Source organism: Thalassovita mediterranea (genome assembly GCA_019448215.1).
Classification (GTDB): domain Bacteria; phylum Pseudomonadota; class Alphaproteobacteria; order Caulobacterales; family Hyphomonadaceae; genus Henriciella.
This window is the reverse complement of sequence record CP080408.1, coordinates 2,346,052-2,362,329: the sequence shown is the minus strand read 5'-3', so window position 1 is coordinate 2,362,329 and position 16,278 is coordinate 2,346,052. Positions and strand designations below refer to the sequence as shown.

The following is a 16,278-nucleotide window of genomic DNA, read 5'->3' as shown; positions in this document are numbered from 1 at the left end:
ATGGATCTATCAACACATCAGGGCGGGTGTCACTGCCGCGCCGTGCGTTTCGAAGTTGAGCTGACGCCCCATGTGGAGGTGGAAGACTGCAACTGCTCGATCTGCGCGATGAGCGGCAATGACCATATCATCGTCCCGGCGAGCCGCTTTCGCCTGCTTCAGGGCGAGAGCGCGCTGACCGAATACCGCTTCAACACAGGCGCAGCGCGTCACCTGTTCTGTAAGGTCTGCGGGATCAAGAGCTTCTACGTGCCCCGCTCCAACCCTGATGGCTATGCGGTGACCTGGCGTTGCATTGATAACTGGCAGGCGCTGGACGCCGCCGTAGAGCAGTTCGATGGCCAGAACTGGGAAGCGAACGCTGCCGCCCTAGCGCACAAATCAAAGGATTAGCGCGGCGGCGGGGGCCCGCGTCTCTCGCCGTCCTCATCAGGGCCGCCCCGGCGATCAAACCGGCCACGTCGCTCTGCCCGGCGCGCCTCGACCTCTTCAAGCCATTCGACGAGCTCCAGACGCTGGGCGTCATCAAGCGCGGCGAGCTGTTCTGTCAGCGTTGTCTGGAAGGTTTCGTTGAGGGAGCCATCTGCTGCGCGCATGTCGGCAAAGGCCTGATCAACGGCGGCGCGGTCGAAGGGCGTCTGACGCAGCGCTTCGACGAGACGGTCCTGCGCCATACGCTTTTCCCGCCACTGGCCGCGCGCAGAGCGGAAGGCATCGCGGAAGGCGCTGCGGATCTCGCCCCGCTCTGTTTCAGGCACGATGGACTGGATGCCGCGCGCGATCATGTGCTCGGTGCCGCGCGGGCCGCCGCGGCGCTCACGCTCCTTCTCACCAAGCTGGCCACCGATCAGGAAGCCGATGAGCAGCGCATTGGCCACGAGCGAGACGATCAGCGCAATCGAGGTTCTGGACAGGCGTTTGCGGTCACTCATCTAGGGGCGCCTCTTCAAGATAGGTGTCGTACTGATCATAGCCGAGCGCAGCATAGACGACGGCTTCAGCCTCGGTTTCATAAGTTGCAGGCACGCTTGACGCAGACGCTGTGTAGCCTGCGAACAGCCCCATGCCGAGGCTGGCGAGCGCTGCGCCAGCTGGCCAGCGCTGACCATTGGGCATCAGGATACGGGTGAGCCGGGCGCCCAGACTGTCCCGCGCTATGCGGGGCTGCGGCGCATCGGCAAGAATGCGCGCGGCAAGCGACGCGTCTGGCTCTGGCAACGGCTCAGCCTCGAACGCGGCATCGAGAAGCTGCGCCTCGGCCAACGCATCCGCAAACCTCTCCGGATGGGCGGCAAGGTGAGCCTCGGCCGCCTCGCGCTCCTCCTCGGGCCAGGCCATCGGCCAGGCCCCGTAGGTTTCGAGCAATTGAAGGACGCGCGCGTCAGTCATGTCTGTCTGTCTCATTCTTCCTGTCCTTCTGCCAAGCCCTGCCGGAGCGTTCTGCGCGCTCTCGATAACAGGCTTTCCAGTGCCTCTACGCTGACCTGCATCGCTGCGGCCGCTTCCTTGTTTCCCATCCCCTCCAGGGCAGAGAGGGTGAGGGCTTCCTTCTGGCGCTCGGGCAGCGCGTCTATCAGCGCGCTGATGCGGGCACCGGCTTGTTTCTGGTGAAGCGCCTGCTCTGGCGGCAGGTCACCTGCTTCGCGCTCGGGCAGCGTCTCCATCAGGACGGGCGCTTTCTTCTTCATCCGGTCACGGCAAAGATTGATCGCCACCGTGCAGGCCCAGGTCGAGAACTTTGACCTGCCCTCCCACTCGGGAAGCATTTTCCATGCCCGAAGGAAGGTCTCCTGCGTCACGTCTTCGGCCTCCTGACGATCGCGAAGCATGCGAAAGGCCACACGCCAGACGACCGGCATGTGGCGATTGACCAGCGCGGACTGGGCCATCCGGTCTCCGGCAGCTGCCCGCGCGATCTGATCTCTCTCAGAAGGGTCTGACACGTGTCGAGCATAGCGGCGGCCACGCGAGTTGCGAGGGAGGAAATCGTCATATCCCGCGCTGGCCGCCGCATCGCTCATTCCTGGCTAGTCCGGACGCGGACTATTCCTGGACCGGGCGTTCGCCGCGATGATGCCAGCCGCCACGGCGGTGACCGCGATGACCTTTCATCTCGGAAAGTTCAGCTTCGGTGATCTCACCGTCGCCATCAGCGTCGATGCGCTCGAACATCGGCATGCCGCGCGATTCAAACTCGTCGATCGAGATCACGCCGTCGCCATTGGTGTCCTGACGGTCAAACATGCGCTGCTTGCGCATTTCCATGCGGCGCTCGCGCTCTGCTTCGCGGAAGGCTTCGATTTCCTCGAGGCTCAGGCCGCCATCGCCATTGGTGTCGGCAGCGGCGAAACGTTCGGCTTTCAGGGCCTCGACTTCTTCGGTCGAGATCACGCCGTCACCATTGGTGTCGAACCGCTCAAGCATGCGCTGCTTGTGCATTTCGCTGCGGTCAGGGCGCTCGCCCTCTTTGTGATTGTCAGCGACAGCGAAGCCAGCTGCGGCCACGGACAGGATGCCGGTCATTGTTGCGGCAAGTGCAAGTTTCTTCATGTCGGGTCCTCTTATTTTTGCGTTACCCGACAAGTGAGACGATGACCGGTCAGGAATCCGTCGCGAGAGGCCCTATTTTTTTGCAGCGAATGTCAGCTACGGTCCGGCGGACCTCGCTGTAGCGATGCTCAAGCACCTGGAATCCGGGGCAATCTGCGGCCAGCGCCAAACGTTCTTTCAGGGCTCTTGAGAAGTCCTCAGACGACACTTCACTGCCAACCGCGACGCGCTGGACCTGTTGCAGCGATTGCAGGAGGCGGAAGGCATGGTCGAGTGACTGCGCCTCATCTTCTGACAGGAAGCCATCATCGCGAAGTGTCTCGATGGCCTCGCCGGTGTTTGCACGGATAATGTCTGGATTGCGGCTGAGCAGCATGCCCTGCTGCAGGACGAATTCCAGATCGACGAGGCCGCCCTCGGTGAGTTTGATGTCCCATTCCCCGCGCGGAGGCTTTTCACGCCAGAGGCGCCGGCGCATGTCGAGGATGTCGGCTTTGCGCTCTTCATCCGGCTTGCCGTTGATGATGGCGTCGCAGGCGACCTCCTCCATCCGGCGGGCCAGTGTCTCATTCCCAGCGACCGTGCGAAGCCGCGTCAGCGCCATCAGCTCCCACGTCCAGGCGTCATTGTGCTGATACTTGTCGAAGGCAGAGAGCGAAACCGCGACAGGCCCTGCCCGCCCTGACGGGCGAAGGCGCATATCGGTCTCATAGAGATTGCCTTCTGCCGTTTCAGCGGAGATCGCCGTGATGAGGCGCTGCGCAAAACGGGTGAACCAGCCGCCCGCTTCGAGAGCGCCCTCTTCGCTCGGCTCAAAGACAATGAGAAGGTCAAGGTCCGAGCCCGCCGTCAGTTCCCGGCCGCCGAGCTTGCCAAGGGCCGCGACAACCCAGTGTCCGGGTTGTGGACCGTATTTGCGCGCTGTCTCGATTGCGGCGGCGTCCGCCATGAGGCGCACGCAGGTATCAGCGAGGTCACTCCATGCAAGTGCGGCCTGCGACGCCGGAAGGCGCGAATGGAGCAGCCTGTGGCCGATCAGGAAGGCGCGCTCATTCTTCCAGCGGCGGACTTCGTCCATCCGGCTCTCGAAATCCATTGCCTTGTCGAAGGAGGGCGGAAATTCCGGCGCATTCTGCGAGACGAGCGTCTCGAGCAGGACGGGCCTGCGGGCCAGCGTCTGTGACAGGCGCGGCGCGATGGCGAGCGTGGTGACGAGGTCTTCCAGAAGCGCCTCTTCGGCGACCAGCATGGAGAGGGTCTGGATGCCGGCGCGCAGGCCTTCAAAGAACTGGGTGAAGCGCAGGAAGGCCGTGTCTGGCTCCCCTGTCCGGCTCATATTCAGGAGCAGGTCTGGCAGGAGGGCTGTGAGCAGTCCCCTGCCCCGTTCAGTACGGGTCGCCGCCGTCTTGCCGCGGTGCCAGTTCTGAATGGTGGAGATGACGCGGGACGGATCAGAAAAGCCAAGCGAGGAGAGCGTCGCGACGGTGCCTGGGTCCTCATCGACCCCGGTGAAGACGAGATTGCCTTCTGCGGCGGAGCGGGTCTTGCGCTCTTCTTCAGCAAAGAGATTGCTGTAGTGGCGCGAGACGATGGTCCGCGTGGTGAGTAGATCTTCGTCAAAGGCGGCAAGGTCATCATAGCCGCAAAGCCGGGCGACCAGCGTGCGGCGCTCCTTGTCCTTAGGCATGCGGTGGGTCTGCTCGTCCTGCAGCATCTGGATGCGGTGCTCTGCTGCGCGAAGGGCGATGTAGGCGGCCGACAGTTCCTCAGCGACAGTGGCCTCGACCGCCTTGGCCGCGACAAGCGCGTGCAGGCTGGAGAGAGTCTTGCGCCCGCGCAGGTATTCATCGCGCCCGCCGAGGATGATCTGCTGTGTCTGGACAAAGAACTCGATCTCGCGGATGCCGCCCGGCCCGAGCTTCACATCCGGCGCTTCATCAGCAAGGGCAGCCCCCGCCTTCGAGTTGATCATGCGCTTGACCGCCTGAACATCGGCGATGGCCCAGTAATCCATGTGACGGCGCCAGACGAATGGCGCGAGCGTTTCGAGAAACTCTTCGGCAGAGCCAATGTCGCCCGCTACAGCGCGCGCCTTGATCCAGACCATCCGCTCCCAGTTCTGGCCAACGCTTTCATAGTACAGGCTCGCCATGCGCGTGGAGACCGCTGGCGGGGTCGATGACGGGTCTGGGCGCAGGCGAAGGTCGGTTCGGAAGACATAGCCGTCGCCGGTCTGCTCCTGCAGGATACGCATCGTCTCCTGGATAACCCGGTTCGCCTTGTCCTGCGCCTCGCCGGAACCTTCATGAAAGACCTCAGCGTCGAAGAAGGCGGCAACGTCGATATCTGAGGAATAATTGAGCTCGAACGCGCCCATCTTGCCGAGGGCGAAGATGAAAAGGCCGTCGGGCTTCAGGCATTTTGCGTTCAGCGCCGCCTTGAGGGCAGCTCTCAGGGCGGCGTCGGCAAAGCCGGTCAGCTTCGCGGTGACGTCTTCCACTGGCCATTCGCCCGCAAGGTCAGCGGCGGCGACGGCCATGTGATGGGCGAGTTTCGCCCGGCGGAGGATGGCCATCGTCTCGTCGATGGAGGCAGCATTGCCAGCCACTTCGGCCTGCGAGATCGCATGGTCATGCAGCGCGCCGGCGCCCTCGCTTTTCAGAAGCTCCAGCGCCTCTGGTACGCGCCGGGCCAGCCGGGCGAGGTATGGCGCAATGTCTGAACCGGTCTGGAAGGCATCGGCCGCGGTGGCCGCGATAGGATGGATATTCAACATCCTGAGGGTTCTAGCGTTCGCGCGGCAGAGAAAAAACCGTTTTCAGACCAAAAGGCTCTGGTTCCTGATGTGCCCAGAGAAGCTCGATCTCGCCCTTGTGCAGGTCAGCGACTGAATCCACCAGCGCCAGACCGAGGCCGGAGCCGCTTTGGGTACGTGCCTCATCAAGGCGGAAGAAGCGTTCCTTGGCCCGCTCGCGCATGTCCTCGGCGATGCCGGGACCCGTGTCGCTGACCTCTATGATGATCTCATCATTGGTTCGCATGGCCTTCAGCGAGATGCTGCCATTTTCTGGCGTGTACTTGATGGCATTGTCGAGAAGGTTGGAGATGGCCTGCGCCAGAAGCTCGCGGTCACCCAGCACGAAGAGATTATGGCCGATCTCGCTTTCGAATTTGAGGCCTGCATCCTCGCAGGCCGGTTCATAGAGGTCAGCGAGTTCCAGCAGCATTTCGCGCATGTCGAAACGCACCAGTCGCCCTTCGGCGCCCGCGTCGAGCCTTGAGAGGCGGAGGATAGCATTGAAGGTGGCGAGCACCCGGTCAACTTCCTCGACGGTGTGAGCAAGCGTTTCGCGGGCGGTCTCAGTGTTCATTTCACCGAGCAGCGCCGTCTCCAGCCGGTTGCGCAGGCGCGACAGGGGTGAGCGGAGGTCGTGCGCGATGGAATCGCCGGTATGGCGGCTGGACGCCATCAGGCGTTCCAGTTTTTCCAGCATGGTGTTGAGGTGGGTGGCGAGCCGATCGAACTCGTCGCCCGAGCCCTGCACCGGGGCGCGAACATAGAGATTGCCCGCGACGACGGCTTCAGTGGTACGGGTCAGCTGTTCTGCGCGGCGGGCCGCATAGCGCGAGATGAAAATGCCGCCGATCAGCGCCAGAAGGACGCCAATTGGCGCGGCCGTCGTCACGGCCTGCGTAATCCGGCGGACGATCCGGCCACGCTCGCCGGTTTCGATCGCCACCAGAAGGACATTGCCATTCGGGAGGCGCACGATGCGTCCTTCAGCCTCGGTGAGGCCCGGCTCTGCGCCTGGTCTCGGGATTTCGATGGTGAGGCTGACATTGCTCACATCGCCGACTGTCGCAGGCGGTGTAACGGGCAAGTTCGGAAAGTCTCCGATGAGGCGTTCGCCGTCGGGCGTTTCAAGCTGATAGCGGAACGGCGCGCCGGGCACGAGCGCGCGCTCGATCAGCGACTGCTCTAGTCGCTCCATGCCGCCGGTATAATAGGCAAGCTCCAGCGCGCCCATTTCGGCTTCAAGACGTTGGTCGGCCTCTGCGCGCAGAGAGCCGACCGTTGCCTGGAAAAGGTAAGAAAGGAGGAGGAAGGAGAAGAGTCCGAAGAGAACTGAATAGACCAGCGCAAGCCGGAACGTCGTCGTCCGGACAAATGCGAAACGGCCTGACTTCATCCTTGCAGGCAGTAGCCTGCGCCGCGAACAGTCTGCAGGAGCTGCTCGTCGAAATCCTTGTCGATCTTGGCGCGCAGGCGCGAGACGTGAACGTCGATCACATTGGTCTGGGGGTCGAAATGATAATCCCAGACCTTCTCGAGAAGCATGGTGCGGGTCACGACCTGACCGGCGTGGCGCATCAGGAATTCCAGAAGGCGGAATTCGCGCGGCTGCAGGTCGATCTTCTGACCTTCCCGCCAGACCTTGCGGGCCAGCAGGTCCATTTCGAGGTCGGCCACTTTCAGCTTCGTGACAGGCGGCTCGCCCGTGGTCTGACGACGGCCGAGTGCCTCGACGCGGGCAGCAAGCTCCTGCGGCGCGAATGGCTTTGCGAGATAGTCGTCAGCGCCAGCCTTTAGGCCTTCGACGCGGTTGTCGACGTCAGACAGGGCAGAGAGGAAGAGGGCCGGCGTCTGCCCGCCCCCATTCCGGTATTCCTCAACGAGCTTGAGCCCGTCCTTTTCAGGAAGCATCCGGTCCACGACCAGCGCATCGAACTCGCCCTCGCGGGCCTGGATAAGGCCGTCTGCGCCGTTTTCGGCGATGGCGACCTCATGACCAGCCTCTGAGAGGACCTGATTGATGAATTTCGCATGCTCGCGATCATCCTCGATGACTAGAACCCGCATGAACCGGATCTCCTGTATGAGCGTCAGTCCGACGCTGCCTCACTAATGTCGGCAGTAACGAACAGTGTCCGCTGACCGTTCCGCACGGCGAGAAGCAGCTTGTCGCGGCCTTTCTCTTTCATATCGGCAATCGCCTCTTCGAGATCGTCGACAGAGCGAAGCGGTGAACCAGCTGCGCTCAGGATCGCCATGCCGGCACGAAGGTCGTATTCGGCAAGCGGACTGTCGCTATCGACGCCCGAGATCATCAGGCCAGCCTCATTGGAGCCAAGGCCGAGCGTACGACGGTCAGTGTCCGTGAACGGACGCAGAGCGAGACCAAGCGGGCCGTCCTTTGCAGAGTCAGCCGAGTTCTTCTCAGTCGAGCTGGAAGAGGACGAAGCGATCTCGTTCGGGTTTTCCGGGCGTTCGCCGACCTTCACATTGACGGTCTGCCGCTCGCCGCCGCGAAGGACGGTGAACGTGTTGTCAGAACCTGCCAGCAGGCCGCCGACAAGACGAGTCACGGAGGTGGCGTCCGTCGTGTTCGTGCCATTTACCGAAAGGATGATGTCGCCGCGCTGCAGACCGCCGGACTGGGCCGGGCTGTCTGGATTGACGTCAGCGATAATAGCGCCGCGGGCTTCTTCGAGGCCCTGCGCATCAGCCATGTCTTCCGTCACATCCTGGATGGTGACACCGAGCCAGCCACGCGAGACGCGACCGTCGCGGATCAGCGCTTCGGTCACGGAGACAGCAAGCTCTGCCGGGATTGCAAAGCCGATGCCGACCGAACCGCCGGTTGGTGAGAAGATTGCGGTATTCACGCCAACAACGCGGCCCTGAAGATCAAAGGTCGGGCCGCCCGAGTTACCGCGGTTGATGGCTGCGTCGATCTGGAGGAAGTCGGTGTATGGGTTGTTGCCGCCAAGCTCACGGCCATCAGCAGAAAGAATGCCTGCCGTTGCCGTGCCGCCAAGACCAAACGGGTTGCCGAGGGCTACGACCCAGTCGCCGCGGCGAAGCTGCGTGTCTGTCTCGAATTCGACAAATGGAAATGGGCCGCCTTCGGTGACACGGATCACGGCGAGGTCGGTCTGCGTGTCCGTGCCGACCAGTTCGGCCGCAAGTTCACGCCCATCTTCGAGGACGACTTCGATCTCGGTAGCATCCTGAACGACGTGGTTATTGGTGACGATGTAGCCTTCTTCGGAGATGAAGAAACCGGAGCCGAGCGAACGTGCCTCACGGGTCTGCGGCTCGTTCTCCATTTCCTCTTCACGCTCGCGCATATAGTCATCGAAGCCCGGAAGGCCGCGGAAGCGTTCGAAGAACTCTTCCATATTGCCCATACCGCCTACTTCGCGCTCAGAAACGACGTTCACGCTGACCACAGCGGGGCTTACCTTCTCGATGAGGTCTGCAAAGCTCATCGGTGCGCCGGCTGGCGGCTCGATCGAAATAGGCTGTCGTGCGTCAGCCTGCTGATAGAGGGCCGGGGCATAGACCAGAGCACCTGCGCCAGCAGCACCAAAGACAGCGGCGACGAGGGCCTGTTTCGACATAGAGATCGCTTTCATATTCCTCACATACTCCTCAGAATTTCTTGACTCGAATATTGTGCCTAATCCTCAGTGTGTACCAGTCCACAGACTGATTAAACATCGGTTAGACTTGAATTTTTCGGTTTCCCGGAAACCGTATTTGACTGCGACTTCCGTTCGATTGCGCTGCGCACCCTGCTGCCAGACTCAAGCGTCCTGTGTACGGGGCATCTGTCCGCGATCTCCAGCAAGCGCGCAAGCTGATCATCGTCCACGGCGCCCTCTATAGAAACCGTACGGGTGAATGTGTCGACCTTGTCGGCTTCTCCGCAGTCCGTGCAGTCCTCGGCGTGTTCGCGCTTATGATCTACGGCGACGCTTATATGGTCCACCGGCCAGCCCTTGCGGTCTGCGTACATGCGCAGCGTGATCGACGTGCAGCCGCCAAGCGCCGCAGACAACATCGAATAAGGGTCGGGCCCTGTATCACTGCCGCCAAGCTTGCGCGGCTCATCGATGATCTGGCGGAAACCGCGCGTGAGGACCTCGTTCTGATAGGGGCCAACACCCTGGGTTTCGCGGACGAGAACGCCGTCACCTCTGAAATCATCGCCCTGATCTGCATCAGGCGTCACATAACGCTCCGCCCAGCCAGCGATGACACTGGCGGCAAAATCAGTGTCTTCGTCGCGGTCGAGAAAATGCGAGGCGTCATCGAGACTGACAAAGCTCTTGGGATGGCGCGCCTCCATGAAGAGTGCAGTCGCATGGTCGACGCTGACTTCCTCGTCGCCCGGCGCGTGCAGGATGAGTATCGGCAGGCGAAGTCTGGAAATCGCCTGCCCGACCTGCGCTTTGCGCAAGTCTTCGAGTAGCGACTTGGTAATCGTGAAAGGACGCCCGCCAAGCTTTACCTCGGCAGATCCCTCAGCTTCAGCGCGTTCACTGCCGTCGCCGAACTGGCTAATGACATGCGCTGCCTCAGCGGGCGCGGCGATGGTGACGAGCGCTTTCAGCGTTTCCATGCCCGAAGCGGCGACGATCGACGCCGTGCCGCCCAGTGAGTGGCCGACCAGGAGCGATACGGGACGCCTCTGCCCTGCCATCCAGGACGCTGCGGCGTGGATATCAGCGACATTGCTGGAAAAATCGGTGTCGGCAAACTCGCCTTCGGACTCCCCTATTCCGGTGAAATCAAAGCGCAGGACGCCGATGCCGTGCTGAGCCAGCTCCCGCGACAGGGCCACCGCCGCGCGTGACTGCTTGGAGCAGGTGAAACAATGAGCGAAGATGGCCCAGCCGCCGAAACGACCAACCGGGTGTTCAAGCCTGCCGGAAATCGTCTGGCCGAGACTGCCTTCGAAGCTCACTTTCTCGCTGTACATGCCGCTTCCTCAACACCGCTGCGCCTTTCACCGAGATAGGCGCGCTGGGCATGAGTTGCCAGCAATCAGCACGAATGCCTCAGATACTGTCTTCCGGCGCCACAGCTTCGACCCGCCCGGATGCGCGGCGGTTACGGCTGATCATGAAGGCGAGCACACCGCCCGCGAGCAGGAAAATGAATGGCGCTCCCCAGAGGAGGAAGCCGCTTATTCCCCGCGATGGCGGGCGGAAAAGGACGAAATCGCCATAACGTTCTGCGAACCAGGTGCGAATTTCCTGATTGGTCTGACCTTCCGCGACCATCGCCCGGACACGCTCACGCATATCGGCGGCAATGTCAGAACCGGAATTGGAGATCGGCTCATTCTCACAGGCGACGCAGCGAATCTCACGCATCAGATCCTGTGCGCGTGCCTCTTCCTGCGGGTCGGCGAGCGGGCCTTCAGCGGCAAAGAGAAGGATCAGGGATGCGAGGATCGCTTTCATTCTTCAGCCTCTTTCGCTCGTGCCTTGCGCCCGAACATGCTGAGCAGCGCTCCAAGGCCAATCAGGATCGTCCCGAGATAGATGAGGTCGATGAACGGGTTGAGGAAGACTTCGAACGTCCAGCGCGTCTCGCCTTGCGTATTCCTGCGACCATCGCCGAGCGCGACATAGAGGTCAGCAAGACCTGTCTTATGGATCGCGGTTTCGGTCGTCGGCATCTGGGCGGCCGGATAGAAGCGCTTGTGCGGTTGCAGCTCTGTGACTGTGCCGCCGCGCCGGGCCGTGAGGGTGGCGCGTTCGGCGTACCAGTTTGGCCCTTCGATACTTTCCACATCGTCTAGCGTGAGCTGCCAGCCAGCCACATTGGTCGCCTGGCCTTCCTGTAGCGCAATCGTCGTGTGCTCGCGGCCCGATGTTTCCAGCACGGCGCCCATGACGAAGAAACCAAGGCCCGCATGCGCAAGCGTCATACCCCAGACGCGAGCCGGCATCTTGCCAAGGCGCTGCACTGTCTTGGCGCGGCGCCAGATCTCCATCGCAGCGCCCGCGATCAGCCAGACTGCGATGGCAAGACCGATGCCTGCGAGAAGTGGAATGTCGAACGGGCCGATCCCTGCGAGCCAGAAGACAGCGACGATCCCGGCAAAGGCGGCCGCCCATTGCCAGAGCGAGGAGAGGTCCGCCTTGCCCCAGCTCCAGGCCTGCACGATCGGCAGCGCAATCAGCGCAAGCGACATGATGGGGGTGAAGGTTAGATTGAAGTAAGGCTCACCGACGGACATTGTCTCACCTGCCGCTTCGGCGATAAGCGGAAAGAGCGTGCCGAGCAGGACCGTCGCTGTCGCAACGATCAGGACAAGATTATTGCCCATGAGCGCGCCTTCGCGGCTGCCGGTCGTCCAGTTCGGGCCCGCCTCCAGCTTGCCCGCACGAAGCGCGAAGAGAATGAGCGCGGCGCCGCCGAAGAAGAGGAGTCCTGCGAGCAGGAGAGAGCCACGGAGCGGGTCAACGGCGAAGGCGTGAACGGAAGTCAGCACGCCGGAGCGCACAAGGAAGGCGCCGAGCATGGAGAAGCAGAAAGCCAGAACCGCGAGGAGCGCCGTCCAGACGCCGAAGCTGCCGCGCTTCTCGGTGACGATCACTGAATGGAGCAAGGCCGCGCCAATCAGCCAAGGCATGAGGCTCGCATTTTCGACTGGGTCCCAGAACCACCAGCCGCCCCAGCCAAGCTCATAATAGGCCCAGTAGCTGCCAAGCGCGATTCCGACAGTCAGAGGTGCAAAGGCCGCGAGCGCCCAGAGCCGCGCGGTGCGCGCCCAGACCCTGTCGATACGCCCTTCAATGAGGCCGGCCGCCGCCAGCGCGAACACGAAGGAATAGCCAACATAGCCGAGGTAAAGCATGGGCGGGTGGGCTGCGAGCGCAGGGTCCTGCAAAAGCGGATTGAGACCTGCCCCCTGAAGCGGCGCCGGGTCGAGACGTGTGAATGGCGAGGACGCCAGCAGGAGATAGAGAAGAGAGCCGCCATTGAGCAGGCCCTGCACGCCGAGCGCGCGTGCCTCGAAAGTCGGCCTGCCGGTGGACAGCAGCTTCGCGGCGGCCGCGCCGAAACCGATCCCCACCAGGCACCAGAGCGCCATGGAGCCTTCATGATTCCCCCACGTGCCCGCAATCTTGTAGACGAAGGGTTTGAGCGTGTGGGAGTTGGCCGCAACCAGCTGGACCGAGAAATCCGAAGTCGCAAAGGCGACGACCAGCGTGGCGAACGAAAACGTCATCGCCCCAAATGCGACGATGGCAGAGAGACCCGCCGCGCGGCGTTGCCCCATCAGCCCTTGACCAGCCTGAAAGAAGCTCAGGATCAGCGCAAGGAACGCCGCAAAGTGGCCGGCCTCAATCATGAAGTGGCCTGGCGCGCATTCTTCAGTTCGCGCGGCTGATAGTTCTCATCATGCTTGGCGAGAATGTTTTCAGCCGTGAACGCACCGCTCTCGTCGAAGCGTCCGGTGGCGACGACGCCCTCACCTTCGCGGAAGAGGTCCGGCACGACGCCAGTATAGCTGACGGCAAGCGTCTCGCCCGACCCATCTTCAATGAGGAAGGTCATATCAGCGCCGTCGCCATATTCGATCGAATCGATCTGGACCCAGCCGCCAATGCGCACACGCTTGCCAACATCGGGCTGCCCCTGCTCGGCCAGCAATTGCGGCGTATAGAACAGGTCGGCGTGCTGTTTCAGCGCGACGGCTGACAGTGTCACCGCGCTCACCAAGAGCAGGCCAGCAATGGCCACGCCCCAAAGTCGTTTTGATCTTGCTCTCATAACAAGCGGGGTTTTAGTCGATACTGCAGGGTTTGACACTGCGACCGAAACATCCAGACTGCTCGCGTGTTATCGCAAGCCTTGTTTTTGCGCTGAGAGGTTCGACATGCCGCAATTCCCTCATCTCTGGGAAATCGAGAAGCAGCTATGGACCGGTCCTGCCGACGACTATGACAAGCTGATGGCGGAAAATTGCGTCATGGTTTTCCCCCTGCCTGCTGGCATTCTTTCACGCGAAGCCATCATCGAAACAGTGAAGATGGCGCCGCGATGGGATGATGTTGAGCTCGACAGCGTCAGCGAAATCCAGTCCAGCGAATCGACCGTGACGCTTGCCTATGTCGGACGTGGTCTCAAAGGTAGCGACACGTACGAAGCCTATTGCAGCTCGACCTATGTCTGCACCGATGGCGACTGGCGCATCGTACAGCACCAGCAGACGCCGGCCTGATCAGTCTTCTGTCTCGCGCGCTTCGCGGGCAGCGTCGGCTTCAGCGCGCATGGCGTTCAGCATGGCGCGGCGGGGGTCGTCCTCGGGCAGGTCTGCGAAGACACGCTCCCAATGCGCCTGTGCCGCGTCGAGGTCACCTGCCTGATAGGCTGGCATGGCGGCAAGAATGCCGGCGCGCGTCTGCGAATTATCGAGCCGCCAGGCGCGATCATAAAGGCGCGCGGCAGGCTCTGTGATCATTCCGCCATCGCGGGTCACAACGGCGTCAGCTAGACCGAGTAGCGCGGGGACATGGTCCGGATCACGCCGGAGCGCTGACTGGAAGGCGCGCAAGGCATCATCCGTCCGGCCCTGCGCGCGAAGCAGCACGCCGATATAGTATTGCGGCTCGGCCTCGTCGGGGCGTTCGCGCGCCGTGCGCTGCAGACGCGCAAGCATCTCACCAGGAGAGAGGTCTTCGGCCGGGCGTGAAGCAATCTCGGCCTCGCGGTCTGCATAGGGCTGGTCAGGCAGCAGCGGCTGGCCCTTCAGTAAGTAGGCGCCGCCAGCGAGCAGCACCGCTGCGCCCATCCATATGAGTGTTGCGTGCTTCATTGGCCGCGCAACGTGATCGTGGCGCGAAGGCCGCCTAAGGGGCTTTCGGAAAGGTCTAGCCGCCCCCCATTCATTTCAGAGATGTCGGCCACGATGGACAGGCCAAGCCCTGTCCCCGGCGCCGTCTCGTCCAGCCGGACACCGCGCTGGAGTGCTGCTTCCCTGGCTTCCGGGGCAAGCCCCTTGCCGTCATCATCAACATGAATGTGCATGAAGCCGTTCTGACTGCGGCTGCAGGAAACTTCAACGCGCGAATTGGCCCACTTGCAGGCGTTCTCCATGAGGTTCCCCAGCATCTCTTCCAGATCCTGCTGCTCGATCCGGGCCACCCTGTCAGCGCCAATTTCAGTCGTGACGGTGATGTTTCTCGCCTCGAATAGACGATTGAGAAGGCGCGCCAGCCCAGCTGCGACGGGGGCGATTTCAGTGCGCACGCCCAGCGCCTCAGACCGCGCTGCCGCCTGGGCACGCTTCAGATAGTGCTCGACATTGGCGCGCATGGATTCAGTCTGGCGCCGCACGACATCATCAAGTCCTGTGTCACCCGTGGCTTCATTGCGCAGCACGGCGAGCGGCGTTTTCAGCGCATGGGCAAGATTGCCGACATGGGTCTGCGAGCGTTCGACGATCTTGCGATTGCTATCGAGCAGCTTGTTGAGTTCATCGGTCAGCGGGATGACCTCGATCGGGTAATCACCATCGAGACGGGCTCGCTGCCCCTCGCTGATTTCGGCGATGTGGGACTGGACCCGGTCGAATGGGCGAAGTGCCACGCGCAAGCCGATCCAGAGCGCGAGGAGCGTCCCGCCTGCCAGCGTTGCCATAGCGACGAGGAGGATAAGGCGCAGCTGGTTCGCGCCTTCGTCCGTCACGGCGCGGTCTGCGGCGGCCATCAGAAGGATGGGGTTGTCGCGGTTGGGGACCGTGATGGATCGCACCGCGACGCGCAGGCGCTCATCATTCGGCCCGCTCGTCGTTCCGTATTGCGTCTCGCCCGGCGCGATGAGTGCGGCGTCAGCAAGGCCCCGCGGCAGGGGAAGCGGGCCGTCCCACACACTCTGGGAGCGGATATCATTGCCGAAGCTGCCGTCCGACTGAACGGCGATCATCGCCCAATACCGTCCGGAAAGTGGCAGCTGAAAACGTGAATCGCTTGGAAGCCGTTCTGGAATATCGATGACGCGGCCATCTGGCAGAATCTCCAGGGCCCGCGGCAGCGTGACCAGCGTGGAATCGAGTTCCTGCTGCAGGATACGCACGGTCTGGGTGCGATAGGCCGCGGTCATGGCGATGACGCCGCCGACAACGACGATCAGGCTCCAGACAATGGCACCAAGAAACAGGCGGCGAGAGAGCGACAGGCTCGGCTTCGCCTGCTGTGCCGTGTCGCTCATCCTTGCATCACCGGTTTCCGTCAGATCAGGCAAGGCCTGCTGTCTCACCTTCCGGCACGACGAGGCGGTAGCCGAGGCCACGCTCCGTCTGGATCCGGTCGGTGCCTATCTTCTTACGGAGCCGACCGATGAAGACCTCGATCGTGTTTGAGTCGCGATCAAAGTCCTGGTCGTAGATGTGCTCAACCAGTTCGGTACGAGGCACGACCCGGCCCTGATGGTGCATCAGGTAAGACAGGACGCGGTATTCATGCGCGGTCAGCTTCACAGGACGGCCATTGACCGTTGCCCGGGCGGCGCGGGTGTCGACGCGGAGGCTACCTGCTTCCAGCGCGGCAGCTGAGTGACCGGTTGCCCGGCGCAACAGCGCCCGAAGGCGTGCCAGAAGCTCTTCAGTGTAGAAGGGCTTGGTCAGATAGTCGTCAGCGCCCGCATCGAAACCGGCCACCTTTTCGCTCCAGCGGTCGCGCGCGGTCAGGATCATCACGGGGAAGTCCTTGCCGTCATCGCGCCAGCGCTCAAGGATCGTCACACCGTCCATCTTGGGCAGGCCAAGATCGAGAATGACGGCGTCATACGGCTCTGTATCGCCGAGGAAGTGTCCGTCTTCGCCATCGGCGGCAAGATCAACGGCATAGCCTGACTGGGTCAGGGCATCGGCAAGCTGCCGGCGAAGATCAGCATCGTCTTCAACAACAAGAATTCGCATA

General features: G+C 62.3%; 17 protein-coding genes. 2 read left to right on the top strand and 15 right to left on the bottom strand.

The window, feature by feature from the left end; translation table 11 throughout:
* On the top strand, nt 1-393 hold the full coding sequence (locus KUV46_11635; GenBank protein ID QYI99989.1) for a GFA family protein: 393 nt from the start codon (nt 1-3) through the stop codon (nt 391-393).
* Here the strand turns inward: KUV46_11635 and KUV46_11630 are convergent.
* From KUV46_11630 to KUV46_11575, 12 genes are all read right to left on the bottom strand, one after another.
* Nucleotides 390-932: a periplasmic heavy metal sensor gene (locus KUV46_11630; protein ID QYI99988.1), complete on the bottom strand. Its 543-nt coding sequence runs from the start codon at nt 930-932 to the stop codon at nt 390-392. The genes KUV46_11635 and KUV46_11630 overlap by 4 nt on opposite strands.
* Entirely contained in the window at nt 925-1,404 is a 480-nt protein-coding gene (locus tag KUV46_11625) for a hypothetical protein (protein ID QYI99987.1), read from the bottom strand. The genes KUV46_11630 and KUV46_11625 overlap by 8 nt, the downstream gene beginning before the upstream one ends.
* The gene (locus KUV46_11620) at nt 1,401-1,889 is read right to left on the bottom strand and encodes a sigma-70 family RNA polymerase sigma factor (protein ID QYI99986.1); all 489 of its coding nucleotides are present in this window, start codon (nt 1,887-1,889) and stop codon (nt 1,401-1,403) included. The genes KUV46_11625 and KUV46_11620 overlap by 4 nt, the downstream gene beginning before the upstream one ends.
* 154 nt (nt 1,890-2,043) lie before the next feature.
* On the bottom strand, nt 2,044-2,550 hold the full coding sequence (locus KUV46_11615) for an EF-hand domain-containing protein (protein ID QYI99985.1): 507 nt from the start codon (nt 2,548-2,550) through the stop codon (nt 2,044-2,046).
* Between the two features lie 49 nt (nt 2,551-2,599).
* Nucleotides 2,600-5,326, bottom strand: coding sequence for a bifunctional [glutamine synthetase] adenylyltransferase/[glutamine synthetase]-adenylyl-L-tyrosine phosphorylase (locus tag KUV46_11610; GenBank protein QYI99984.1), 2,727 nt, complete (start codon nt 5,324-5,326; stop codon nt 2,600-2,602).
* A gap of 10 nt (nt 5,327-5,336) precedes the next feature.
* Nucleotides 5,337-6,740 carry a HAMP domain-containing histidine kinase gene (locus KUV46_11605; GenBank protein ID QYI99983.1) on the bottom strand — a complete coding sequence of 468 codons (1,404 nt, stop codon included), beginning with the start codon at nt 6,738-6,740 and terminating at the stop codon, nt 5,337-5,339.
* Nucleotides 6,737-7,411: a response regulator transcription factor gene (locus tag KUV46_11600; GenBank protein ID QYI99982.1), complete on the bottom strand. Its 675-nt coding sequence runs from the start codon at nt 7,409-7,411 to the stop codon at nt 6,737-6,739. The genes KUV46_11605 and KUV46_11600 overlap by 4 nt, the downstream gene beginning before the upstream one ends.
* A gap of 23 nt (nt 7,412-7,434) precedes the next feature.
* Entirely contained in the window at nt 7,435-8,970 is a 1,536-nt protein-coding gene (locus KUV46_11595; protein QYI99981.1) for a Do family serine endopeptidase, read from the bottom strand.
* 77 nt (nt 8,971-9,047) lie between these two features.
* Nucleotides 9,048-10,319: a bifunctional alpha/beta hydrolase/OsmC family protein gene (locus KUV46_11590; GenBank protein QYI99980.1), complete on the bottom strand. Its 1,272-nt coding sequence runs from the start codon at nt 10,317-10,319 to the stop codon at nt 9,048-9,050.
* A 79-nt stretch (nt 10,320-10,398) separates the two neighbouring features.
* On the bottom strand, nt 10,399-10,806 hold the full coding sequence (locus tag KUV46_11585) for a cytochrome c-type biogenesis protein CcmH (protein QYI99979.1): 408 nt from the start codon (nt 10,804-10,806) through the stop codon (nt 10,399-10,401).
* On the bottom strand, nt 10,803-12,707 hold the full coding sequence (locus KUV46_11580) for a heme lyase CcmF/NrfE family subunit (protein ID QYI99978.1): 1,905 nt from the start codon (nt 12,705-12,707) through the stop codon (nt 10,803-10,805). Before KUV46_11580 ends, KUV46_11585 begins: the two co-directional genes overlap by 4 nt.
* On the bottom strand, nt 12,704-13,099 hold the full coding sequence (locus tag KUV46_11575) for a cytochrome c maturation protein CcmE (protein QYI99977.1): 396 nt from the start codon (nt 13,097-13,099) through the stop codon (nt 12,704-12,706). The genes KUV46_11580 and KUV46_11575 overlap by 4 nt, the downstream gene beginning before the upstream one ends.
* A 136-nt stretch (nt 13,100-13,235) precedes the next feature.
* Between KUV46_11575 and KUV46_11570 the strand changes: the two genes are divergently transcribed.
* A complete protein-coding gene (locus KUV46_11570) occupies nt 13,236-13,580 on the top strand; it encodes a nuclear transport factor 2 family protein (GenBank protein ID QYI99976.1) in 345 nt (114 codons plus the stop codon).
* Here KUV46_11570 and KUV46_11565 read toward each other — a convergent pair whose 3' ends face one another.
* Genes KUV46_11565 through KUV46_11555 form a run of 3 tightly spaced genes read right to left on the bottom strand, consistent with a single transcriptional unit; the run spans nt 13,581 to nt 16,277 of the window.
* Nucleotides 13,581-14,174 carry a tetratricopeptide repeat protein gene (locus tag KUV46_11565; GenBank protein QYI99975.1) on the bottom strand — a complete coding sequence of 198 codons (594 nt, stop codon included), beginning with the start codon at nt 14,172-14,174 and terminating at the stop codon, nt 13,581-13,583.
* Complete coding sequence (locus KUV46_11560) at nt 14,171-15,568, bottom strand: histidine kinase (GenBank protein ID QYI99974.1); 1,398 nt, start codon at nt 15,566-15,568, stop codon at nt 14,171-14,173. The genes KUV46_11565 and KUV46_11560 overlap by 4 nt, the downstream gene beginning before the upstream one ends.
* 25 nt (nt 15,569-15,593) lie before the next feature.
* Nucleotides 15,594-16,277 (bottom strand): response regulator transcription factor, encoded by a 684-nt coding sequence (locus KUV46_11555; GenBank protein ID QYI99973.1) that lies wholly within the window; start codon nt 16,275-16,277, stop codon nt 15,594-15,596.
* Nucleotide 16,278: the final 1 nt, after the last annotated feature.